The following is a 22,857-nucleotide window of genomic DNA, read 5'->3' on the forward strand; positions in this document are numbered from 1 at the left end:
ACACCACTATCAATGACGCCCAACGCGGTGGCCCGAGGCCCCGCGAAAACAGGACATGCTATGCTGCTCTCACTTTCCTGGCTGCGTGATTTTACGCCTTACGAAGGCACGGCTGAAGCTCTGGGTGACCGTCTGACCATGCTCGGGCTCGAGCTGGAAGATATCCGGCGTCCCTACGATTCCATCCGCCCCATTGTTGTGGGCTTTGTGGTCGCCTGTGAGGATCATCCCGAATCCGATCACCTTCATGTCTGCAAGGTGGACGCCGGCCAGGGTGAATTGCTGGACATCGTCTGCGGAGCCCCCAACGTGGCCGAAGGCCAGAAGGTGCCTGTGGCGCTGGTGGGCACCACCATGCCCGACGGCATGGTCATCAAAAAAGCCAAGCTGCGCGGCGCGCCTTCATTCGGCATGATATGTTCAGAGCGTGAACTGGGCCTGACGGAAGACCATTCCGGCATTATGGTGCTGCCTGACAGCTACGTGGTGGGCAAGCCCCTGGTGGAGCAGCTCACGCTGGACCATGAGGTTCTGGACATTTCCATTACGCCCAACAGGGCAGACTGCCTTTCGGTGCTGGGTCTTGCCCGTGAAACGGCACTGGCCTTCAATCTGCCCCTGAATATTCCGGCCATGCCCCTCCAGATTGACGAAAGCGCGCCCCAGCGCCTTGTGCCCATCGACATCAAGGACCCCGATCTTTGCTGGCTGTATTCAGGCCGCGTCATTACTGGCGTGGAAATTGGACCCTCGCCCATGCAGCTGCGCCACCGCCTGAACTCCGTGGGTGTGCGCCCCATATCCAATATAGTGGACGTGACCAACTACATCCTGTTCGAATGCGGTCAGCCGCTGCACTCCTTTGATCTGGACAAGCTGGAAGGTGGCCGCATCGAAGTCAGCCCAGCGCAGGAAGGCGAAAAGTTCACAACGCTGGACGGACAGGAACGCACGCTCACCGCGCAGGATCTCTGCATCCGTGACGGCGCGCGCGCCGTGGGTCTGGCCGGTGTTATGGGCGGCCTCAATACGGAAATTACCGAAGCCAGCTCCAATGTTTTTCTTGAAAGCGCCGTGTTCCGCCCCGGCACGATCCGCAAGACCTCGCGCCGCCTTGGTCTTTCGTCCGAAGCTTCCTACCGCTTTGAACGCGGCATTGACCAGCAGCGCACCGTATGGGCGCTGGACCGCGCCTGCGCTATGATGGCAGCTATGAGCGGCGGCACTGTGCAGCCGGGGCTTTCCATTTCCGAACCGCGCCCATTCAAGGCCGCAAGCATAGATTTTCGTCCGGCCCGTGCCGATGCCCTGCTGGGTGTCCATCTGACCCCGGAATTTGACGAAAAGGTGCTTACGGGCATGGGCTGCGCCGTGGATACCTCTTCAAGCGTGTGGCGTGTGGGCCAGCCTTCGTGGCGGCCCGACCTCACCCGCGAGGCCGACCTTGTGGAAGAAGTGGGCCGTGTACACGGTCTGGATACCATTGCGCCCGAGCTGCCCGCCGTGGCCCGCAATCTTGACCGCGCAGGCGAACCGGAATCCCGGTTCAGCTTCTGGTCACGCCTCAAGCACTGGGGAGCGGGCCTTGGCCTGAACGAAGCCGTCAACTACAGCTTTGTGGGCCACAAGGATATGGACCACCTTGGTCTCCCGCGTGAAGGCCGCATATCCATCATGAACCCCCTTTCGGCTGAACAGGACGCCCTGCGCACCGCGCTGGCTCCCGGTCTGCTCTACGACCTGCGCAACAACCTGGCCCAGGGCATTCAGGGACTGCGTCTTTTTGAACTGGCCAATACCTTTGAAGCCGACGCCACCTCGGAAACCACGGCTCGCGAAACTGGCATGCTTGGCGTGCTGCTCTACGGAGCACGCTTTGACACCGCATGGCCCCAGCCCGAAGGCGATCTGGACTATACGGATATCAAGGGCATTGTGGAAAACCTGCTGCGTTTCCTGCACCTGCCCGCACCGGAATGCACGCTGGCGGAAGGGCATCCCTTCCTCCTGCCCTGCGTTCAGGTGACAGTCGATGGCCGCTCCGTTGGCGTCATTGGCCGGGTCAGACCCGCTATGGCCGAAGAATTCCACGCCCGCAAAGAAGTATGGCTTGCGGAACTGAACCTCGAAATTCTGCGCGAACTGCATGACGCTGCGCAGGTACGCTTCCGCCCCCTGCCCGTGTATCCGCCAGTGCGGCGCGACATCACGGTTATGGCCGGGCAAGGGCTTACTGTCAGCGCCATTGTGGCTCATGTGCGCGGCCTTGGCCTGCCGTTGCTGGAAGATATGGTGCTGGTGGACTGCTTTGAACCCAAGGCAGCCGAAGGGCAGGAAGCCGTGCGCAACCTTACCTTCCGCCTGACTTTCCGCCACGCTGACCGTACCCTCAAGGATGCGGAAGTGGACAAGGAAAGGGAAAAAGTGGCACAGTCGCTGGTAGCGGCTCTGGGCGTCAAAATCTAGAGCATACGTCAGCTGGAAGCAAATGCTGCCAGCTGACAAAAGTTTGCTGCGCTTGCCTGCGCCGCCGGAGCATATTGCAATGTTTCCGGCGCTTGGTGCTGGACATGCAGAGCATTGCGACTTTTTAAAGCTGAGATGCTCTAAAACTTTCTTGCCGTCGCTGGCCGGAATATAAATGCTCTGGAGGACGTCCGGAGGGCCCATGCAGGACCACAACGACGAAAAAACCTACCGCATCGGTGAAGTTGCGGAACTGCTCAACCTCAAAACCCATGTGCTGCGCTTCTGGGAAACGGAATTTCCCCAGTTGGCTCCCCTGCGCACGGGCAAGGGGCAGCGTCTGTACACCGAAGAGCATGTGGGCCTTTTGCGGCGCATACAGCAACTGCTGCACGAACAGGGCATGACCATTGAAGGCGCGCGCCGTGTACTGCAAGGCAGCGCGGTGCTGGACGAAAGCCTGCCCGAACGTGTGGCCGCAGTGCCAGACCCGGATTTCATGCGTATGCTCAAACGTGAACTGACAGCGGTGCGCCGTCTGCTCAGCAATGAATAGCGCCCGCTGAACGGCGCAGCGTGAAAATACCGGGCTGAATGGCGGCGGTTCCGCACCAGTGCGGTGCCTTTAAGCAAACCACGCCCGGTCAGCAGAATTTTTATCACCGTCGGCTGCTTGAACAGGCAGCGGCCAAACTGCGGATGCAGGAATCATCAGGGTTCCCCTCCGTAAAACAGACAGAACAAAACGCATGATTCTATCACCATCGCTGCTTTCCGCCGATTTTTCACGTCTGGCTGAAGAGCTGCAAGCTCTTGAAGCTGCCGGGGTAACCTGGCTGCACCTTGATGTGATGGACGGCGCTTATGTGCCCAATATCACCTTTGGTCCCCCGCTGATCAAGGCTCTCAGGCCTGGCAGCGGGCTTTTTTTTGACGTGCACCTTATGGTGGAAGACCCGTCCCGCTACATCCGCGATTTCAAAAACGCGGGCGCAGACATGCTGGTCATCCATGCAGAGGCCGACCGCCACCCGCAGCGCACGCTTTCCGCCATACGCGAAATGGGCTGCAAGGCTGGCGTGGCGCTGAATCCCGGCACAGACCTTGGTGCCATACGCTGGCTCGTCAATGATATGGACATGCTGCTCATCATGAGCGTCAACCCCGGTTTTTCGGGTCAGGCGTTCATTCCGGCCACTTTTGACAAGATCCGCGCTGCCCGCCGCCTGCTGGACGCCTGTGGCGGCGAGGATGTGCTTATTCAGGTGGACGGCGGCGTGTGCCCCGAAAACACGGCCCAACTGGTGGAAGCCGGGGCCGACGTGCTTGTTTCAGGTTCGGCCTTTTTTGGGCACAAACCCTACGATGCACGTCTGGCTGCCTTCATGAAGCCCCTGGACGGACGCGAAATACGCCCCGCCGTTCGGGCTGCCGCACTGCGACAGCCTTCAGCAGATACCCATACCAAGCAAAAATAGAGGAATGATCATGCCCACCCGCAGACAGTGCGCCAACGCTATCCGCGCCCTTGCTATGGACGCCGTTGAAAAAGCCCGCTCCGGCCACCCCGGCGCTCCCCTTGGCATGGCCGATATGGCCGAAGCCCTTTGGCGGCACGGATTCAGGCACAATCCTGCCAATCCCCTGTGGTTCAACCGCGACCGCTTCATACTGTCCAACGGGCATGCTTCCATGCTGCTTTACGCTCTGCTGCACCTCACAGGCTACGACCTGCCTATGGAAGAAATTCGCAATTTCCGCCAGTGGGGAGCAAAAACAGCCGGGCATCCCGAATATGAACCCCACATGGGCATTGAAATGACCACGGGCCCGCTAGGTCAGGGCGTTTCCTCCGCTGTGGGCCTGGCTCTTGCCGAAAGCATGCTGGCAACCCAGTTCAATACGCCCGAATACAAGGTTGTGGATCACCACACCTACGTCTTTGTGGGCGACGGTTGCCTTATGGAAGGCGTTTCGCACGAGGCCTGCTCGCTGGCTGGCACCTGGGGTCTGGGCAAGCTCATTGTTATGTACGACTCCAACGGCATCTCCATCGACGGCAAGATCGACGCATGGTTTGACGAAGATGTGGCCGCCCGCTACCGCGCCTACAACTGGCAGGTCATCGGCCCTGTGGACGGGCATGACGCCGCCGCTCTGGACAAGGCGCTGGCCGAGGCCAAGGCCGACCCGTCCCGCCCCAGCCTCATCATCTGTCAGACCCACATCGGTTTTGGTTCGCCCAAAGCCGATTCGGCTTCAAGCCACGGCTCCCCTCTTGGTGAAGACGGCGTGGCCGCAACGCGCGACGCTCTTGGCTGGCACGAAGCACCCTTTACCGTTCCGCAAGATATCTACACCGCCTGGAATGCCCACGATTCCGGAAAGGCATCTGAAGCGGCATGGTGCAACCTCTTTGATGCCTACACCAAGGCACACCCCGAACTGGCCGCCGAGCTGACCCGCCGCATGCAGGGCAAACTGCCTGCCAATTGGGCGGAAATCGCCGCAGGCGCGCTGCAAGAAGCTGTCAGCAAGGGCGAAAGCACGGCGACCCGCGTGGCCTCCAAAAAAACGCTGGAATATCTTGTTCCCCGTCTGCCTGAACTGGCTGGCGGCTCCGCCGACCTCACAGGCTCTGTGGGCACCCTCACCAGTTCTTCAGTGCATATGGATGTGAAGAAGCACACGGGCAATTACATTTCCTACGGCGTGCGCGAATTCGGCATGAGCGCCATCATGAACGGCCTGGCTTTGCACGGCGGCTTCATTCCCTATGCCGGAACATTTCTGGCTTTTGCCGATCAGGCCAAGAACGCCCTGCGCCTTGCCGCCATTATGGGCATCCGCGTGATATGGGTGCTGACGCACGACTCCATCGGCGTGGGCGAAGACGGCCCCACGCACCAGCCTGTGGAACAGCTTGGCATGCTGCGGCTTATGCCTAAATTCCACCTCTGGCGTCCCTGCGACACAGTGGAGACGGCCGTGGCCTGGATCAGCGCGCTCGAAGACGCCCACACGCCTTCCGGCCTCTCCCTTTCGCGTCAGAACCTGCCCTTCTGCCAGCGCAGCCAGGAACAGGTGGCGGCCATCGCCCGCGGCGGTTATGTGCTGCGTGACTGCGAAGGCACGCCTGAAATTATTATCATGGCTACTGGTTCCGAGGTGGGTCTGGCCCTTGAAACTGCCGACCAGCTCACCGCCGATGGCCGCAAGGCCCGCGTCGTGTCTATGCCCTGCGCAGAAATCTTTGACGCCCAGAGCGCTGAATACAAAGAAAGTGTACTGCCCCGCGCCGTACGCGCACGTCTGGCCATTGAAGCAGCCGCCGCAGACTGGTGGAGCAAGTATGTGGGTCTGGACGGAGCTGTTATCGGTATGGAAGGCTTCGGCGCATCGGCCCCGGGCAATGTGGTTTTCGAACGCCTGGGCTTTACTGTAGCCAATGCTCTGGAAAAAGCTCACGCCCTTATGGGCAAAAACTGACGGCGCTTGGCGCAGGGGCCGGGTGTTTTGTCCCGCCCCCGCGCCAACCCGGGCTGGGCCTGCCAAGGCCTGACCTGCCATAAAAAATATCCGCTGCAAGTCCAGCAAAGGGAGCGTGCAATGCCCATAAAGAAGATGCAGGATCTGGATCTCACAGGCAAAACCGTTGTCATTCGCGAAGACCTCAATGTGCCTATGAAGGATGGCGTCATCACCAATGACAAGCGCATCCGCGCGGCCTTGCCCACCATCAGGCTGGCGCTGGAAAAAGGCGCGGGCGTCATTCTTCTTTCGCACCTGGGCCGCCCCACTGAAGGGCAGTACGACGCGCAGTTCTCTCTGGCCCCTGTTGCCGAAAGCCTTGCAAAACAGCTTGGGCAGCCTGTGACGCTTGCCAAAACTCTGGAAGAAGCCAAAGTTCAGCCCGGTCAGGTGACCCTGCTGGAAAATGTGCGCTTTTTGCCGGGTGAAAAGAAAAATGATCCCCAGCTGGCCGAAAAGCTGGCAAGTCTTGGCGATGTCTACGTTATGGACGCCTTTGGCGCCGCCCACCGGGCCCATGCCTCCACAGAGGGCGCCATTCGCGTGGCCAAGGTGGCCTGCGCCGGGCCTCTGCTTCAGGCAGAGCTGGAAGCCTTTGACAAGGTGCTTGATAACCCCGCCCGCCCCCTGATTGCCATCATTGGCGGAGCCAAGGTTTCCACCAAGCTCAGCCTGCTTGAAAATCTGCTGAACAAAGTTGACGTGCTCATAGTGGGCGGCGGCATTGCCAACACGTTTCTGGCCGCAGCCGGCTATATGGTCGGCAAGTCCCTGTACGAAGAAGATCTTGTGCCCGAAGCCAAAAAAGTTATGGAACTGGCCAAGACCCTCAACAAAGAACTGCCCCTGCCCGTAGACGTGATCACCGCCGAAGAGTTTGCCCCCGGCCAGCGTGCCATGCTGCATGCCGTGGGCGACGTGCCGGGCGACCAGATGATACTGGACATCGGCCCTGAAACCCTGAATCTGTACGAAAAATATCTGGCCAAAGCCGCCACCGTGGTGTGGAACGGCCCCGTGGGCGCTTTTGAAATCGATCCCTTTGGCGACGGAACCAAGGCGCTGGCCGAATATCTGGGCGACTCCAAGGCGTTTGTGGTTGTTGGCGGCGGCGACAGTGTGGCCGCTGTTGAAAAATACGGTCTGGCTGACCGTATGGGCTATATCTCAACTGGCGGCGGTGCTTCGCTGGAGCTGCTGGAGGGCAAAAAACTGCCTTCCGTGGCTGCTCTGGAAGACCGGGCCTAGGTGTCTCAATGAAAAATACCATTCTTGGCAGACTGATTCTGCAGACCCTGCTCACGTTCGCCCTGTGCGCGCCTGTTGCCGCTATGGCTCAGGAAGCCTGGGAGGAACATCCTGCTGATGCAGCAGCGCAGGCCGACAAATGGGGCTTCAACGCTGGCGCTGGCGCAACGCTGCGCACTTCGGAATACAAAGGCATCGATTCATTGGGGTCACCGCTGCCCCTGATCGGCTATGAAGGCAAGTGGCTGTACTTGCGTGGGTTGAGCGGCGGCGTGCATGTCTATAGAGACCGCTATCAGGAAATCAACGTGCAGGTCTCCTACCTGCCGCAGAATTTCTATGCATCCTGGAGCGACAACGACAGGATGAAGCGTCTGGATGACCGCTATTCCTCGTTGATGGCCGGGTTGAACTATACGTTGCGCACGCAGTACGGGCAGGCTTCCGCCACAGTGTCCACCGATGTGCTGGGCGTAAACAACGGCGTCATGGCTGATGTTTCGTACGCCTATCCCGTGCGGTTCGAAAATGTCATGATCACCCCAGCCGTGGGCGTGCAGTGGACGGACAGCAACTATAACGACTATTACTACAGCATCAGCTCCAGCGAATCTCGCGCCAGCGGCTTCAAGGAATACAGCCCTGAAAGTGCCTTTTCGCCCTACGCCGGGCTGACCATGCGGATGATTCTTACCGAAGACTGGAGCGTTATTGCCAATGCCAAGGCGCTGTTTCTCGGCAACGAAATTACCGACAGCCCAATGGTGGAACGCACCACAACGTATTCCTTCAGCGCGGGCCTGTTGTACGCCTTTTAAGCATTTTCCAGGTTAGTCTGCTCAAGGCCGCTGAGCTTTAAGCTGCGTTTGCGCTCTCCTGAACCAGTACTTCTGGCTACGGAGAGCGCAAACTTTTTCCGCCGTGTTTGCCTTGCGGCACGCAATAACCGTTAAGAATGCTCCCCGCATGCAAGAAGGCACGCACGTCTGGCCGATCCACTGCCCTTCCGTTCGTTCACTGTATGCCATTCAGGCATGACTAATTTGCCAGCATCAGGCCTCTAAAGCCTTTCAACGGTAAAGAGCTTTGGGACTGTTTTTAAATGAATGATTTTGCCCAAGGGCAAGGAAAGGCTTTTTTACGAAAGGAGTGTGTACTTTTGCGGTACATGACGAGAGTAAAGGATAGCCTTTTGCCGCAGCCAGTAGGGCAAGAGAATTATTTGGAAACAGCCCTAGTCATGCCTGTGCTCCCTGGCCCGCACAAAAAACGGCAACCCGGCAATAAAATCGCAAAACTGCTGCACAACCGTGCTCTGTGAACGGCTTTTGAGCACCGTACGAACCGCGGGCAAGGGTGGTAAGCCGTGGCTGCCATCAACAATGCAGAAGCGCTCGTCAATATCCCATCCCGGCAAGGCAGTAACGCCAAAACCCGCCAGCAGCGAACAACACAGGCTTTCGTACGATGCGCTCACATAGGCAAAGTTGTAGGCAAGGCCTGCCTGATCCAGCGCATCCACAGCAGCGGCACGCCAGGGGCTGCCTTCTGAATAGGTGAGCAAGGGAATCTCGCCCGCATGGTTCACTACTTTCGGCGCATTACACAGCCACAGCAGCGGCTGACGGCAGAGTTCCTGAAATATCCCCTGCGGCAGCGTGCCGTCATCGAATCTGTACTGGTTGATGAGGGCCACATCCAGACTTCCTTCAACCAGCATCTGTTCAAGATCGCTGGACATGTCTGATATAATGCCGATTTGCAAACCAGGATTCAGGGCCAGCAGGCGGGCAACGGCTCCTTGCAGTTCAACCGCGCTGAAGCTGGGCGGAATGCCAACCTGAATACGCCCTTTCAGCTCCGGCCTTCTGCCTGCCTGAATTACGTGGTCCAGCCGCAAAAGCACATCGACTATTTCCGGCAGAATACGCTCACCCTCTGGCGTGAGACCCGCTACATGCCCGTGACTGCGATACAGCAGTGTGCAGTTAAGCTGCGCCTCCAGCCTTTTCACGGCCTGGGTGACTGCTGACTGGCTGCGGCAAAGCTTAACGCCCGCCTTTTGAAAACTGCGGCAGTGGGCAACAACAGCAAAGGCCCGCAAATGCTCAAGTGTGATGGCCCGGCTTTGCGACAGGGTGGATACGTCTGAAAGCATAATCACCTCAATATTATCTAAACTTATTTTGATATGCTAAATATTAATTTTACAAATTATCAAGTGAAAAATACTGTTCAACAACTTTGAATTTTATCGTCAGGGCAGGACGCTCTTGGAGCGAATCACTTTTTGCCAATCCACCTTTTCCATCCTCTGGGGACGCACCTTGCACGGCCTGGTGAGGCTTGGAAGACTTGGCCGGATTTTCAATTTGGCGTGGCTTGGCCGGATTTGCCTGGATTTGCGCTGAGTTGCCCGGATTCAGAAGGGCAGGAAAAAATTCTGCTGCTGCACGGCGATACGGCAGCACGTTGCGGTACAGGCAACTGCGGAAACGGCGTTATTTGTATTTTATGCCTGCCAAGTATCCGCCACAGCAAAACCTATGACGGCTCAAGCGACCGGAATCCGCATGCCATACGCTATGGCAGGAAATACAATATGATTCAGAACAATGACAAACAGAACAGTAACCACAGCGCCGCAGCAGGTCCTCAACCCTGTAAGGCAACGGAGAAAAGCCTGCGCCCGGCTCTGGCTGTGGCTCACACAAGAGGACAACGCTGGGAGCGCTACGCTGTGGGAGTGCTTTTCAGCGTCATATGGAGTTCCGCTTTCATCGCTGGCAAGATGACAGTTATGGAAATGGGGCCATTTGCCACTCTGTTCTACCGTTTTGTGCTGACAGTGCTGGTACTTCTGCCTCTGTGCGGAAAAAAACTGATGGGACCCAAGGGCAAACAGGCCATACTGGCCGGAATACTTCTTGGCCTGCTCAATAACGTTGCGTACCTGGGCCTGAATTTTTCAGCTCTGCAAAGACTGCCCCCCTCATGGGTCGTCATTGTGGTTTCCTGTGCTCCATTTATGACAATGACGCTGGCAGCCCTGCGCGGGCAGGAATCTTTCGACAAGGAAAAGCTGCTGGGCTTTGCCATCGCCTTTACGGGCGTGGTCATTATGGTAGGCATTACGGGCCTCCATGCGGGTGCGATCCTTGGTCTTGTTATGACGGTTGGGGCAACGCTGGCCTTTTCGGCAGGCGCGGTGCTGTTTCGCGGCAAGTATGACGACCTGCCCTTGCTTCCTGTGAATTTCTGGATGTCCGTCTGCGCCATGCTCTGCTTTGCGCCCGCTGCTTTCACGGATGCGACCCCCTTACAGCTCACATGGCCCGCGCAAATCGCACTGATATGGCTGGTGGTGGTCAGTTTGACAGGCATGGCCTTGTGGTTGCTGCTCATACGCACGCAGGGGCCGTCTATGGCGGCTTCTTACAACCTGCTCAACCCGCTTTCAGGACTGGCGCTTTCTGCCCTGATTCTCGGCACTGACATCGGCGTTCAGGACGCCGCCGGAGCTACGGCCATTGTTGCGGGGCTGTATGTGGCCCTGCGGCCAAGACAAATTAAAAAACTGGCGTGACGGCAGTATCAGTCACGCTTTGCGCAGGGCAGGGTCTGCTTGCTTTTCCGGCTGGAGAAGATAGACTGTTATTGAAATCTGTTTTCAATCACTTCGTGTTTCCAAACCAGGAGTAATCCATGAGCAAGTTACGGATAGCCCAATATGGTTGCGGGAAAATGTCTCGATATTCAATGCGCTATGTCTATGAAAAAGGTGCGGAAATTGTAGCAGCCTTTGACGTGAACCCGGCAGTGGTGGGCCAGGATATCGGCTCCATCATGGGTTGCGAAAACAAGGGCGTCATTGTTCAGGACGCGTCGCAGGCGTGCAAGGTGCTTGCAGAACTCAAACCCGACGCCTGCCTTGTCACCACCATGAGCCTTTTGCGCGACCTCAAAGATCCCCTCATGGCCTGCGCGCGAAGCGGTGTTAATGCCATCACCATATGTGAAGAGGCCATTTATCCCATCAATTCTTCACCAGCCCTCACCCGTGAAATTGACGAACTGGCCAAAAAGACCGGCTGCACCATCTGCGGTACGGGATATCAGGATGTTTTCTGGGGCAACCTCATTACCACTCTGGCCGGGGCCATGCACACCATCAGAAAAATCCGCGGCAGGTCCAGCTATAACGTGGAAGACTACGGCATCGCGCTGGCCAAGGCGCACGGCGCTGGCCTTGATCTGAAAGCCTTTGAAAAAGACATTGCCTCGGCTGACAATATCCCCGAAGCTGAACGCAAGGCGCTTATAGAAAAGGGCGATTTTTTGCCCTCCTACATGTGGAACGTCAACGGCTGGCTGGCGGCCAGCCTAGGCCTTACAGTCACCAGCCAGACGCAGAAATGCGTGCCCATGACGCATTCTGCCGAGCTGAAATCCGACACACTGGGAATGACCATTCCCGCCGGACGTGCCACGGGCATGTCTGCTGTGGTTACCACCGAGACGCAGGAAGGCATCACCATTGAGAGTGAATGCATCGGCAAGGTGTACGCCCCCGGCGAGGTGGACCGTAACGACTGGACCCTTATGGGCGAACCGGACACCCAGGTTGTCATTACCAAACCCTCCACCGTGGAGCTGACCTGCGCCACGCTGGTGAACCGCATTCCCGACCTCATCAATTCAGCGCCCGGCTATGTGACAACTGACCAGATGCCCGTGAACAGCTACAGGGTGAAGCCTCTGGACTATTACGTAAAAAAATAAACTGCCAGTATCTGCACACAAGAGCCCCGCGCCTCTGAGGAGGCGCGGGGCTCTTTATACAAAATTTACGCAATAAGGGCGGCCGCGATACTTGCCGTTGAGCTGGTGCTTCGAGCCAGAGGCTGCCGCAAAATAATTCTTTTGTCCAACTGACCGCGTCAAAAGACTTTTTTCATGCCCGTTGGCGCAAAACCATTTAGTGAGAGGCAGTCCTCAGTGTATTTTAGCTTTGGCGCAGTGGCTTGGTTTGCCTTATGGGCGCAACCTTGAGCCTCTGTTTCAATCGCGAAATACCGTATTCAAAAGCCGCGCTTAACCGCCAAGGTAGGCTTCACGCACGCTGGCGTTGTTCAGCAGGCTCTGCGCCTTGTCTTCCATAACCACCTTGCCCACTTCCAGCACATAGCCGCGCGATGCCAGCTTTAGAGCCGCACGGGCATTCTGCTCCACAAGCAGCACTGTTACGCCGCGCTTGTTGATGGCCCGCACGGTTTCAAAGATGGAACGCACCAGCAGGGGAGCCAGCCCAAGAGAAGGCTCGTCAAGCAGCAGCAGGCGCGGTTCGGCCATAAGCGCGCGTCCGATGGCCAGCATTTGCTGTTCGCCGCCTGAAAGCGTGCCAGCCAGCTGGTCCTTGCGCTCAAGAAGACGTGGAAAAAGGTCAAATATCCATTCAAGCGTGCGCTCGCTGCGGGTCTTGTCTTCAATGCAAAAGGCCCCGAGGCGCAGATTTTCAAGCACGCTCATGACGCCAAAAACCCGGCGTCCTTCGGGCGACTGGGCTATGCCCAGGCCCACGACCTTGTGGCTCGGCAGACGCAGCAGATCCTGCCCGTCAAAAAGAATCTCGCCAGAGGCTGGCCGCACAAGCCCGCTTATGGAAAGCAGTGTGGTGCTTTTGCCAGCGCCGTTGGCTCCGAGAATGGTGACGATCTCGCCCTCTTCCACCCGCAGGTCAATGCCGTGCAGCACCTCGACGCTGCCATAGCTAACCCGTATATTCGACAATTGCAGCAGGGACATAGCTTACCACTTCTCGTCTTCTACGCCCAGGTAGGCCTCTACCACCGCCGGATTACGGCGCACGGCCTCCGGCTCACCCTGGGCTATCATAGTGCCGTGTTCCAGCACCACCAGTTTTTCACATATTTTCATGACAAGACGCATGTCATGCTCAATAAGCAGCACGGTAATGCCCCTGTCGCGTATGGCCGCGATGGTATCAACCAGTGCGGCGGTTTCCTGATCATTCATGCCGCCCGCTGGCTCATCAAGGATGAGCAGGCGCGGGTCCGATGCCAGAGCGCGGGCGATTTCAAGCAAACGCTGGTTGCCGTAAGAAAGCCCGCCTGCGGCTTCGGCATGGCGGTCAGCCAAGCCCACAAAGCGCAATTCTTCCATACAGCGGGCCACGGCGGCGCGTTCTTCACGGCGCTGCCAGGGCAGATGCAGCATGCAGGACAGCATGCCCGACTTCATTCGGCAATGCCGCCCGGCCAGAACATTTTCCAGCACAGACAATTTGCCGAACAGCCGGATGCTCTGGAAGGTGCGGGCAATGCCCAGCTCCACGACCTTGTGCGGGCGCAGCCCGGACACAGGCTCGCCGTCAAAAAAAATACGGCCTTTCTCTGGTGTGTAGTTGCCTGTAATGCAGTTGAACACCGTGGTCTTGCCTGCGCCGTTGGGGCCGATAAGCCCTACCACGCTGCCCGCGTCCACACTGAAGGTCAGGTCATTCACAGCTACAAGGCCGCCAAAGACCTTGGTCACTTCCTGCAAGCGCAAAAGACTCATGCGGGCCTCCCGCCAGTGGCCTGTGCTTCGCTGCCTGCGCCGACAGCAGCGTCAGCAGGTTGGCCGCTGGAGCCAGCCCCATCGCCAGACCCGCCATTGGAACCGCCGTCAGAACCGCTCTCCACAAGAGAGCCTACGTGATAGCGGCGGCGGCGCGGCGGCAACAGCCCCTGAGGCCGCCAGACCATCATGACCATCATAGCCAGACCAAAAATAAGCATGCGGGCATTGGAAAATTCGCGCAGCAGTTCCGGCAAGCCGATGAAAAGAAAAGCGCTGATAAGCACGCCAATCTGGCTGCCGCCCGAAAGAATGACCACCGCAAAAATAATGACAGATTCCATAAAGCTGAAAGATTCCGGCGAAATGGTCGTCATTTTTGCGGCGTACAGCGTTCCGGCCATGCCTGCCCAAAACGCGCCCAGCACAAAGGCCATAAGCTTGTAGTGGGTGACATTGACCCCGCAGCCTTCAGCGGCCACGTCATCTTCCTTGATGTAGTTCAGGGCGCGGCCAAAGCGCGAATGCCACAGGCCATAGAAAAGCAGCAGGCTTACGGCCACCATGCCCCAGACCAGATAGTAGAACTGTATGCCCTTGACTATTCTGAAGCCAAAAAAATTGGGACGGCTGATGCCGAAAATGCCGTTGGCCCCGCCCGTGAGACCGAAAACGTCATTGATAAGGGCGATGCGCACAATTTCCACAATGCCGATGGTGACGATAAGCAGATAGTCGCCGCGCAAATGAATGATGGGCCGTGCCACAAGCAGGGCAAAAAGGGCCGCCACGGCTCCGGCAACGGGCATGGTCCAGAATATGGGCCAATGGCAAAGCGTGTTCAAGATGGCAGTGGCGTAAGCGCCCACGGCAAAAAAGGCCGCGTGCCCCATATGAAAGATGCCCGACTGCCCCAGAATGACGTTGAGCGAGAGAGAAAGCAGCGCGTAAAGGCCAATGCTTACGCACACGTCAGTCCAGTAGGCATTGCTGAACAGGGGCAGCGTACAGATAACAGCCGCCAGGGCAACCCTGACAGCTATGCGCAATGGCTCTGTTTTCATAGCTTGTCCGCCGTGCGCTCGCCCAGAATGCCCGTGGGCCGGATGATGAGAATGAGAATGAGCACAAAAAACGCTATGGCGTCTTTCCAGGCGATGGCTATATAGCCTGCGGCCAAAGCCTCGATAACGCCCAGCAAAAGCCCGCCTATCATGGCTCCCGGGATATTGCCTATGCCGCCCAGGATGGCGGCGGTAAAGGCCTTGAGGCCATAGGTCCAGCCCATAGTGAAGTCAATCTGCCCGTAGTAGATGCCCACCATAAGCCCGGCAGCTCCGCCAAGCCCCGGCCCGATAAGAAAGACCAGACCGATGATGCGATCCACGTTGATGCCCATAAGCTGCGCGGCGCCGGGGTCAATGGCCACAGCGCGAATGGCCGCGCCTGTGCGCGAGCGCTGAATGAAGGCCCAAAGCCCAAGCATAAGTATGACGCTGGCCGCAATAACCAGCAGGCGCACGCCGGGAACGGCCAGACCGAACAGCTGCACTGTGAAGTCGGGCCTGAGATAGTCGGGGTAGACGTAAAAGCGTGCCCCGTAGATGAGCATGATGGCGTTCTGAAAAAATATGGAAGCCCCAAGGGCCGAAACCACGGCCGAAAGGCGGCCGGCATTGCGTAAAGGACGGTACGCCGTGCGCTCCAGAAGAAAACCAATAAGCGCAACCAGCAAAGCCACCATCACAAAGACGGCCAGTACAGCCAGCACGGGATTGAGCATCCCGGAAAAATTGCAGCTTACCAGCAGGGTCAGCCCAAGGTAGGCGCCAATGGTAAAAAGATCGCCGTGCGCAAAGTTGATAAGCTTCAGCACGCCGTACACCATCGTATAGCCCAGAGCCACCAGGGCATAGATACCACCCACGGCAAGACCATTCAAAAGCTGTTGTAAAAACTGTTCCATAAAGCGTTGTACCCTTGCCACGCTCCGGTAGCCGAAGGTGACCGGGAGGAGCGCGATTCCGCCGCCGGAGCCGCTCCAGGCGGCTCCCATTTGCGCATCCGGGCGGCGGGCCGGAAAAACCGGACCGCCGCCACGGACGTCATTACGTATTTACTGTTTTCGCGCTGCTGAAACGCAGACGCGGGGCACACTGTACGGCCTGTTTACTTGGCCTGCAAGACAAATACGCCCTTACCGTCAACCACATAGGTACGATAGAACTCACCCACGCGGTCGCCCTTGGCGTCAAAACCAAGGCTGCCGGAAAGACCGGGCATGTCCTTGAGGTTTTTCAGCCAGGCGGCAATAGCTTCAGGCTTGTCATTGCCAGCGGCCAGAGCGGCCTCGATAACCTTGAAGGCGTCGCCAGCCAGCACGGCCCACACAGAAACGGGCACGGCATTGTACTTGGCCTTGAAGGCATCAAGAAAAGCCTTGGCTTCAGCAGTGTCCATATCCTGCGGCAAGGGCGGGCTGATGAAAAAATAGCCTTCAGCCGCTTCGTTCCCGGCGATTTTTACCAGATCCTGATGGTTGGCGGCGTCGCCGCCCATCATAGGCACGGGCCAGCCCATTTCTTTCTTCTGGCGCAGCAACATACCCGTTTCAGGGTAGTAACCGGTGAAGAACACGAGATCGGGTTTGGCAGATTTGAGCTTGGTCAGAATGGCCGTATAGTCGCGCTCTCCGGGGGTAAGAGCGTCGTAAAAGACCACTTTGACGCCAGCCTTGTCCAGGGCGGCCTTGGTTTCTTCAGCCAAACCCTTGGCATAGGAAGAATTGTCGTGCAGCAGCGCCACAGACTTGTAGCCGCCCTTTACAATGGCCTCTGCCGCAGCGCGGCCCTGCGCATCGTCACGCGGGCAGGTGCGGAAGAAAAGGGGCAGGCCTTTTTCCGTCAGGCGCACGCTGGTGGAACCCGTGCCGATCTGCACCAGCTGGGCTTCATCCAGAATGTTCTGACTTGCTTCTGTAACGGCAGAACCATACGTGCCGATAACAGCCACCACGCCAGCCGAAGCCAGCTTTTGCGCGGCAAGAGCGGCGGTACGCGGGTCGCCCGCGTCGTCTTCCACCACGATCTTGATCTGACGGCCATTGATGCCGCCCTTGGCATTGACCTCGTCAGCCAGCAGGCTGACAATGTTCTTCATGTCCTGCCCTTCAGAGGCCCATTTGCCCGTAAGGGGGCACATGAGGCCGATCTTGATGTCTCCGGCAAGAGCCGCCACAGGCACCAGCAGGGTGAGGGCAAGAGCCCCAAGCAAACGACCAAGTGCTTTCATAAAAATCCCCCGTCCGTTATGCGATGATGATAATAACAAAATAGCATACCCTAAAATGCCAGAAAGAAAAAGCCCCAGATTTTCTGCCCGTAATCCGTATGGATACAGCCGATCCCGCACATGCTGAAGAATAATTCATACCTGTGTTCTCACGCTTACTGCCTGTTACATGCGCCCCGGCCCTAACAATTCGGGATATAACACGTGACGTTGCCAGCGAAGTTACTCTGACATTATTCCGACGCAAATCCGTAAAACTCGACAGGCATAAAAATATCCTATACGCTGAAAGCAAGATAAACAGGGGGACGGGCCGTATACCCCTGTGTGCGGCGCACACCTCAGCCACAGATTGGCACGGTGCCCCCACCTGGCATCGCAGGTATGACATTGCGCATTTTGAAGCATTGACGCACGCACTGTTCACGGCCGTCCCGCGCGGTTTCGCGTCCTGGTTCCACACCCTCAATAGTCTCAAATAGGCCCGCTGCGACCTACCCCTCCCTTCCTCCTCCTCACGCAGCGCTATTCCCCAAGCACCCATACCGCCGGAGGCCGTATGCGGTTCAGCTTTGACAAGGCCGCCTGCCAGAACACTCGCAGGGCGTTGCGCAAGGAATGGCTGCTCACCAACGGTTTGGGCGACTATGCCAGCAGCACCATTCTTTACTGCAACACGCGCAAATACCACGGTCTGCTCACGGTCAACACGCAATATGGCCGCCATGTGCTGCTTTCAGCCCTTGAAGAATCCATTGTTGGCGGCGGCAAGGAATTCTATCTTTCAACACGGCAACACCCGGGCACGCTCTACCCTCACGGGCACGACTATCTGGAGGCCTTCCGGCTTGATCAGTGGCCCCAATGCGTCTACCGGGTTGGCGATGTGCGCCTGTGCCGCGAAGCTCTTCTTGTTCAGGGCGAGAGCCAGATACTGCTGCGCTGGAGCGTGCGCGGGCCAACCCACGTACCGCCACTGACCCTGCGCCTGCACCCCCTTCTGGCCTACCGCAACTTCCACAAGCTCACCCACGCCAACTCCGGCCTGTGCGCGAATACAACCCCGCTGCCTGACGGATTCAGCATCACCCCCTACGAAGGGCTGCCCACCCTCTACATCCAGTGCCAGACAAGCCAGGGATATTCGTTCACGCCGCAGCCGGACTGGTGCCGCAATGTAGAATACCTTGAAGAACGTGAACGCGGTTTCCCCTACAGCGAAGACCTTTTCATACCGGGCACGCTTGATGTGTTCATGCCGCCCCTTGCCGAAGGAAAGGACGATTCTTGCGTTTACCTGGCGGCCGGAACCAAACCCTGCGGGCAGAATCTGCGCCAGCTGTGGAACGACGCCAGCCGGGAGCGCACAAAGGCGCACAAGGCCGGGGGCGGTCTGGCGGGGCATCTGAGCCAGGCAGGCCAGCAGTTCTGCGTTGAAGGCCCGTCAGGAAGGGCCGAAGTTCTGGCGGGCTATCACTGGTTTGATGCCTGGGGACGCGATACACTTATCAGCCTGCCGGGCCTGACCTTTCATGCGGGCCGCACGAACTTTGGCCTGCGCGTTCTGGCCGATATGGGCAGACATGTGAAAGACGGGCTCATTCCCAACATGTTTTCCCCGCAGGGCGACCATGCCTACAACTCAGTTGACGCCGCCCTGTGGTACGCTTTTGCCCTGCAAAGCTGCCTCGAGGTTGATGCGGGGCAGCTCGCCTGGGTGCGCGAAAACGCATGGCCCGCGTTAAAAGCTATTATTTCCGGCTATCGCTCGGGCGAAGGCAAGGCGCGCCAGCTGGATATTTATGTGGATGCCGAAGGCCTGCTGCACGCGGGCAATTCCCACAGCCAGCTTACCTGGATGGACGCGCAGGCAAACAACACCCCGGTAACCCCCAGACAGGGCTATCCCGTTGAAATAAACGCCCTCTGGTACAACACTTTGGCATTTGCCGACCAGCTTGCCACGCGGTTCGGCGAAGCCCCCCTTACGGGCGACGCGGCCCTGCGCAGGTTGCGTATGGTATTTTTTCAGCGTTTCTGGATTCACGGCGGCGGGGGCTACCTTGGCGACGTATGGCGCGCGGGCAAATTAGACACCAGCGTACGGCCCAACCAGATTTTCGCAGTTTCCCTGCCTCACGCCATTTTGCCCGAAGAATATCAGGCTCAGGTGGTGGAGTGCGTACGCAACAAGCTGCTTACCCCCTACGGCCTGCGTACCCTTGCGCCGGACGATCCACACTACAAGGGCCGCTACGACGGCGATCCTGCCACCCGTGATGCGGCGTACCACCAGGGTACTGTCTGGCCGTGGCTGCTGGGGCATTATGCCGACGCCCTGCTGCGCACAGCCTGGGATATTGAAGGCGCTGCCCTGGCCCTGCTGGACACCCTCACGCCGCTCTACTGCGACCATATCTCCCAGGCGGGTCTGGGCAGTATTTCTGAAATCTTTGATGGTTCTCCACCTTACAAACCCAATGGCTGCATTGCCCAGGCCTGGAGTGTAGCCGAATGCCTGCGCCTTTTGCTGCGAATGCAAAAAGCCGCACCCGCCGTATACCAGCGCTGGCAAAAACTGGCAGCTCACCGCATGGCCCACCCTGTCATTGGCGATATGGCTGGTGTCTGCCGCGTGAGCATGATTTTGGAAGGCTGCAAAAAACACCATAATTGCGCGCCGGAAGCCACACCGGCGCCGGGATCAGCCTGTTAACAGGAGTGGAGGAAAAATTTGCGGCGGCCAGCATGAAAGGCCGCTGAACCCGGCGGAAAAGTTTCCGCCATACGAGGGAGAACACATGCGAGTGCTTATGTTCGGCTGGGAGTTCCCACCTCACATCAGCGGAGGCTTGGGTACGGCCTGCTTTGGCATGACTCAGGCTCTGGCCCGACGAGGAGCGGAAATAATCTTTGTGCTGCCCCGCATTGACGACAGCAAGGGGCGGGACGGGTTCCTGCGGTTGCGTTCGGCATCCGGCACTCCCATTACTGAAGATCTGGTACGGCGCATGGCTTGGGCGCAACAGGAAGTCTGGCACGAAGGAATACGCTGCCTGCCTGTAGACAGCCCACTCATGCCGTACCTGACCGAACAGGACTATGCCAGCGCGATGGGGCGTTCCGGTATCCGGCCCTGCGTGGAACAATCATGCTCATCTACCCGATATCAGGCTGGCAGCCACAAATTCCGGCAGCGGCAAGCCTTTACCTACACCCTTCGGGGCGGCTATGGCCCCGACCTCATGACAGAGGTGCTGCGTTACAGCCGTTTGGCTGCTGCTCTGGCCGTTCAGGAAAATTTTGACGTCATTCACGCGCACGACTGGATGACCTACCCCGCAGGCATGCTGGCCAAGAATCTTACAGGCAAGCCGCTTGTCGTCCACATCCACGCTACGGAATACGACCGGAGCGGCTCCGGCATAAACGAACAGGTGGCGGGCATTGAACGGGCGGGCATGCTAGCCGCAGACGTTGTGGTGGCCGTGAGCCGCCTCACCCGCAAGACTGTTATCGAGCGATACGGCATTCCCCCGGAAAAGGTCCTGGTTGTGCATAATGCCGTGGCCCGGCACGAAGCGCAGCGCCACTACCCCATTCCTCCGCGCATCCGTCATGAAAAGCGTGTGCTGTTTCTGGGACGCGTTACCTTTCAGAAGGGGCCGGAATATTTCATGGAAGCCGCGCGTCTGGTGCTGCAAAAAATTCCAAATGTGCGTTTTTTCATGGCAGGCAGCGGCGACATGCTGCCGCGCCTCATCCGCAGGGCCGGTCAGCTGCGCATGGGCAGCCGTTTTCACTTCGCCGGATTTTTACACGGTGAAGAAGTGGACCGCATGTTCGCCTTGAGTGATCTGTATGTCATGCCCTCAGTGTCCGAACCCTTCGGCATAACTCCTTTGGAAGCCATGCTCTACGACGTGCCAGTATTGCTTTCGCGCCAGTCAGGCGTGTCAGAAGTACTGGACCATGCCCTCAAAGCTGATTTTTGGGATACCCGCGAAATGGCCGACAAAATCTGCGCCGTCCTGCGCTATCCCTGCCTTGCGGCTGAACTGGTGAAAAACTGCCGTGAGGAAATGAAGTCCATCCGTTGGGAAAATGCCGCCGACCAGTTGCTGGCCATTTACCACAACGTACACGGAGGTCGCTAATGCCTGCCATCTGCTTGTGCTATGAGGTTCACGAACCTTATCAGCTACGTCGCTATACTGTTTTTGATATGGGACAAAACTCGATATACGAAGACGACGACCATAACTGCGACGCCATGCTACGCGCCGCACGGCTTTGTTACCTGCCTGCCAACGAGCTTATGCTCAAACTCATCCGCCGTTACGACGGAGCTTTTCGTGCCTCCTACGCCATTTCGGGCACAGCCCTTGATCTGTTCGAGCAGTATGTTCCCGAAGTGCTGGACAGTTTTGTGGCTTTGGCCCGCACTGGCTGCGTGGAGTTTGTGGCGGAAACAGCCCCGCACTCCCTGGCCTTTCTCTATTCCCGTCAGGAATTCGACCGTCAGGTGAAAGCCCAGCTGGCACGCTTGAAAGCTCTTTTCGGCTGCAAGCCAGTAACCTTCAAAAATACGGAATGCGTCTACAATAACGATCTGGCCGCCGCCGTAGCCGAACTCGGCTTCAAGGCCGTACTGGCTGAAGGCACGGACCATGTGCTGGGCTGGCGTAGCGCCAACTACCTTTACCAGCCCATCAGCGCGCCCGGTCTGAGTATGCTGCTGCGCAACACCAACCTTTCGGGCGATCTTGGCATGCGCTTTTCCGACACTGCATGGCCCGCCTGGCCCCTCAGGGCAGAAACTTTTGCCTCATGGTGCCACGGGCTCGCAGAATCTGCCGAGGTCATAAACATCATCAACGATTACCATATATTGGGCCTGCGCCATAGCAAGGAATCGGGTATTTTCGACTTTATGGAAGCCCTGCCCGAAGCCCTGCTTGCCCGCAAGGATTTTCACTTCACCACCCCAGGCATGGCAATTCAGGCGTTCAGGACTATGGGCGAAATGGACGTGCCCCAGTTCATGTCCTGGGATGAAGAAAGCGGCGATCTCACCGCATGGCTTGGCAATGACATGCAAAAAGATGCCATACACGCACTTTACGCCATGTCGTCACGGGTTGCCCTTAGTGGCGCGCCTGACCTGCAACACGATTTCGACCGTTTGCAGACCGCCGACCATTTTCGCCATATGTCCACAAAGTGGTTCTCAAGCGAGTCTCCGGACAGGCCAAGCCCGTTCGGCAGCCCCTACGATGCATACATCACGTTCATGAACGTGCTGGCAGATTTTGAAATGCGCCTCAAGGCAGTTGAAGAATTGCAGGCAGCACCTGCACCGGATACGCCAGCTCAAACCAAAAACCCTGCCGGGCAAAGCCGTAAAGCCCAAACCAAGGCCACTGAAAAAACGTCAGGCAAGAAAAAAACTGGCGCAAAGGCCGAGGGTTCCGCAGCAGAAAAAAAATCCGCTGCCACGCGCAGCAAAACTGGCACTACCGCATGACTTGGCCGAATACTGCAATTTTGCCCCTCGAACAGCGTTGTCACAAGCACCTTTCCAGTTGTTTCTGCGTCGAGCCTCACCTGTTGTTCTGATTGAACACCACAAGAGAGCACTGCGGCATAAAAGGCTCGTTCGCATTGACATAACAAATAAATTCACCTCGTGGCGGCACTGTATGGAGCAGATTGGTTTTAAAAATATGCATTTCGAAATGA

At 57.8% G+C, this 22,857-nt stretch carries 18 protein-coding genes; 11 read left to right on the top strand and 7 right to left on the bottom strand.

Annotated elements, in window-relative coordinates; translation table 11 throughout:
- The first annotated feature begins 60 nt into the window (after window positions 1-60).
- The 6 genes from pheT (at window position 61) to QM579_RS02720 (ending at window position 8,063) form a co-directional block, all read left to right on the top strand.
- The gene (pheT, locus tag QM579_RS02695; protein ID WP_414997684.1) at window positions 61-2,466 is read left to right on the top strand and encodes a phenylalanine--tRNA ligase subunit beta; all 2,406 of its coding nucleotides are present in this window, start codon (window positions 61-63) and stop codon (window positions 2,464-2,466) included.
- A gap of 202 nt (window positions 2,467-2,668) precedes the next feature.
- The gene (locus QM579_RS02700) at window positions 2,669-3,022 is read left to right on the top strand and encodes a MerR family transcriptional regulator (RefSeq protein ID WP_183718469.1); all 354 of its coding nucleotides are present in this window, start codon (window positions 2,669-2,671) and stop codon (window positions 3,020-3,022) included.
- Between the two features lie 193 nt (window positions 3,023-3,215).
- A complete protein-coding gene (gene rpe, locus QM579_RS02705) occupies window positions 3,216-3,944 on the top strand; it encodes a ribulose-phosphate 3-epimerase (protein WP_414997685.1) in 729 nt (242 codons plus the stop codon).
- Between the two features lie 10 nt (window positions 3,945-3,954).
- A complete protein-coding gene (gene tkt, locus QM579_RS02710; RefSeq protein ID WP_414997686.1) occupies window positions 3,955-5,955 on the top strand; it encodes a transketolase in 2,001 nt (666 codons plus the stop codon).
- Between the two features lie 120 nt (window positions 5,956-6,075).
- Window positions 6,076-7,245, top strand: coding sequence for a phosphoglycerate kinase (locus QM579_RS02715; protein ID WP_414997687.1), 1,170 nt, complete (start codon window positions 6,076-6,078; stop codon window positions 7,243-7,245).
- Window positions 7,246-7,253: 8 nt separating this feature from the next.
- On the top strand, window positions 7,254-8,063 hold the full coding sequence (locus QM579_RS02720) for a MipA/OmpV family protein (protein ID WP_414997688.1): 810 nt from the start codon (window positions 7,254-7,256) through the stop codon (window positions 8,061-8,063).
- Window positions 8,064-8,479: 416 nt separating this feature from the next.
- Here the strand turns inward: QM579_RS02720 and QM579_RS02725 are convergent, their stop codons facing one another.
- Both QM579_RS02725 and QM579_RS02730 read right to left on the bottom strand, forming a co-directional pair.
- A complete protein-coding gene (locus tag QM579_RS02725; protein WP_414997689.1) occupies window positions 8,480-9,403 on the bottom strand; it encodes a LysR family transcriptional regulator in 924 nt (307 codons plus the stop codon).
- A gap of 49 nt (window positions 9,404-9,452) precedes the next feature.
- Entirely contained in the window at window positions 9,453-9,716 is a 264-nt protein-coding gene (locus QM579_RS02730) for a hypothetical protein (protein ID WP_414997690.1), read from the bottom strand.
- A gap of 131 nt (window positions 9,717-9,847) precedes the next feature.
- Here QM579_RS02730 and QM579_RS02735 point away from each other — a divergent pair, with 131 nt between their 5' ends.
- Both QM579_RS02735 and QM579_RS02740 read left to right on the top strand, forming a co-directional pair.
- Entirely contained in the window at window positions 9,848-10,831 is a 984-nt protein-coding gene (locus tag QM579_RS02735) for a DMT family transporter (protein WP_414997691.1), read from the top strand.
- Between the two features lie 119 nt (window positions 10,832-10,950).
- Window positions 10,951-12,027 (top strand): dihydrodipicolinate reductase, encoded by a 1,077-nt coding sequence (locus QM579_RS02740; RefSeq protein ID WP_414997692.1) that lies wholly within the window; start codon window positions 10,951-10,953, stop codon window positions 12,025-12,027.
- Between the two features lie 312 nt (window positions 12,028-12,339).
- Here the strand turns inward: QM579_RS02740 and QM579_RS02745 are convergent, their stop codons facing one another.
- The 5 genes from QM579_RS02745 to QM579_RS02765 form a co-directional block, all read right to left on the bottom strand.
- The gene (locus tag QM579_RS02745; RefSeq protein WP_414997693.1) at window positions 12,340-13,050 is read right to left on the bottom strand and encodes an ABC transporter ATP-binding protein; all 711 of its coding nucleotides are present in this window, start codon (window positions 13,048-13,050) and stop codon (window positions 12,340-12,342) included.
- Window positions 13,051-13,053: 3 nt separating this feature from the next.
- Window positions 13,054-13,824, bottom strand: coding sequence for an ABC transporter ATP-binding protein (locus QM579_RS02750; protein WP_414997694.1), 771 nt, complete (start codon window positions 13,822-13,824; stop codon window positions 13,054-13,056).
- Window positions 13,821-14,888 (bottom strand): branched-chain amino acid ABC transporter permease, encoded by a 1,068-nt coding sequence (locus QM579_RS02755; RefSeq protein WP_414997695.1) that lies wholly within the window; start codon window positions 14,886-14,888, stop codon window positions 13,821-13,823. The genes QM579_RS02750 and QM579_RS02755 overlap by 4 nt, the downstream gene beginning before the upstream one ends.
- Complete coding sequence (locus tag QM579_RS02760) at window positions 14,885-15,790, bottom strand: branched-chain amino acid ABC transporter permease (RefSeq protein ID WP_183718760.1); 906 nt, start codon at window positions 15,788-15,790, stop codon at window positions 14,885-14,887. The genes QM579_RS02755 and QM579_RS02760 overlap by 4 nt, the downstream gene beginning before the upstream one ends.
- 203 nt (window positions 15,791-15,993) lie before the next feature.
- Complete coding sequence (locus tag QM579_RS02765; RefSeq protein ID WP_414997696.1) at window positions 15,994-17,115, bottom strand: branched-chain amino acid ABC transporter substrate-binding protein; 1,122 nt, start codon at window positions 17,113-17,115, stop codon at window positions 15,994-15,996.
- Window positions 17,116-17,674: 559 nt separating this feature from the next.
- On the opposite strand from QM579_RS02765, the gene QM579_RS02770 reads away from it, so the two are divergent.
- The 3 genes from QM579_RS02770 to QM579_RS02780 all read left to right on the top strand — a co-directional run bounded on the left by QM579_RS02770 (window position 17,675) and on the right by QM579_RS02780 (window position 22,642).
- Entirely contained in the window at window positions 17,675-19,831 is a 2,157-nt protein-coding gene (locus QM579_RS02770) for an amylo-alpha-1,6-glucosidase (protein ID WP_414997697.1), read from the top strand.
- Window positions 19,832-19,916: 85 nt separating this feature from the next.
- Window positions 19,917-21,272: a glycosyltransferase gene (locus tag QM579_RS02775; RefSeq protein WP_414997698.1), complete on the top strand. Its 1,356-nt coding sequence runs from the start codon at window positions 19,917-19,919 to the stop codon at window positions 21,270-21,272.
- Window positions 21,272-22,642 (top strand): glycoside hydrolase family 57 protein, encoded by a 1,371-nt coding sequence (locus tag QM579_RS02780; protein ID WP_414997699.1) that lies wholly within the window; start codon window positions 21,272-21,274, stop codon window positions 22,640-22,642. Before QM579_RS02775 ends, QM579_RS02780 begins: the two co-directional genes overlap by 1 nt.
- The last annotated feature ends 215 nt before the right edge of the window (window positions 22,643-22,857 follow it).

This window comes from Desulfovibrio sp. (assembly GCF_047607245.1).
Taxonomy (GTDB): Bacteria; Desulfobacterota; Desulfovibrionia; order Desulfovibrionales; family Desulfovibrionaceae; genus Desulfovibrio.

Excerpts from the sequence above, each read along its gene's own strand:
- pheT (WP_414997684.1), top strand. The coding sequence starts at position 61 with ATGCTGCTCTCACTTTCCTGGCTGCGTGATTTTACGCCTTACGAAGGC.
- QM579_RS02700 (WP_183718469.1), top strand. The coding sequence starts at position 2,669 with ATGCAGGACCACAACGACGAAAAAACCTACCGCATCGGTGAAGTTGCG.
- rpe (WP_414997685.1), top strand. The coding sequence starts at position 3,216 with ATGATTCTATCACCATCGCTGCTTTCCGCCGATTTTTCACGTCTGGCT.
- tkt (WP_414997686.1), top strand. The coding sequence starts at position 3,955 with ATGCCCACCCGCAGACAGTGCGCCAACGCTATCCGCGCCCTTGCTATG.
- QM579_RS02715 (WP_414997687.1), top strand. The coding sequence starts at position 6,076 with ATGCCCATAAAGAAGATGCAGGATCTGGATCTCACAGGCAAAACCGTT.
- QM579_RS02720 (WP_414997688.1), top strand. The coding sequence starts at position 7,254 with ATGAAAAATACCATTCTTGGCAGACTGATTCTGCAGACCCTGCTCACG.
- QM579_RS02725 (WP_414997689.1), bottom strand. The coding sequence starts at position 9,403 with ATGCTTTCAGACGTATCCACCCTGTCGCAAAGCCGGGCCATCACACTT.
- QM579_RS02735 (WP_414997691.1), top strand. The coding sequence starts at position 9,848 with ATGATTCAGAACAATGACAAACAGAACAGTAACCACAGCGCCGCAGCA.
- QM579_RS02740 (WP_414997692.1), top strand. The coding sequence starts at position 10,951 with ATGAGCAAGTTACGGATAGCCCAATATGGTTGCGGGAAAATGTCTCGA.
- QM579_RS02745 (WP_414997693.1), bottom strand. The coding sequence starts at position 13,050 with ATGTCCCTGCTGCAATTGTCGAATATACGGGTTAGCTATGGCAGCGTC.
- QM579_RS02750 (WP_414997694.1), bottom strand. The coding sequence starts at position 13,824 with ATGAGTCTTTTGCGCTTGCAGGAAGTGACCAAGGTCTTTGGCGGCCTT.
- QM579_RS02755 (WP_414997695.1), bottom strand. The coding sequence starts at position 14,888 with ATGAAAACAGAGCCATTGCGCATAGCTGTCAGGGTTGCCCTGGCGGCT.
- QM579_RS02760 (WP_183718760.1), bottom strand. The coding sequence starts at position 15,790 with ATGGAACAGTTTTTACAACAGCTTTTGAATGGTCTTGCCGTGGGTGGT.
- QM579_RS02765 (WP_414997696.1), bottom strand. The coding sequence starts at position 17,115 with ATGAAAGCACTTGGTCGTTTGCTTGGGGCTCTTGCCCTCACCCTGCTG.
- QM579_RS02770 (WP_414997697.1), top strand. The coding sequence starts at position 17,675 with ATGCGGTTCAGCTTTGACAAGGCCGCCTGCCAGAACACTCGCAGGGCG.
- QM579_RS02775 (WP_414997698.1), top strand. The coding sequence starts at position 19,917 with ATGCGAGTGCTTATGTTCGGCTGGGAGTTCCCACCTCACATCAGCGGA.
- QM579_RS02780 (WP_414997699.1), top strand. The coding sequence starts at position 21,272 with ATGCCTGCCATCTGCTTGTGCTATGAGGTTCACGAACCTTATCAGCTA.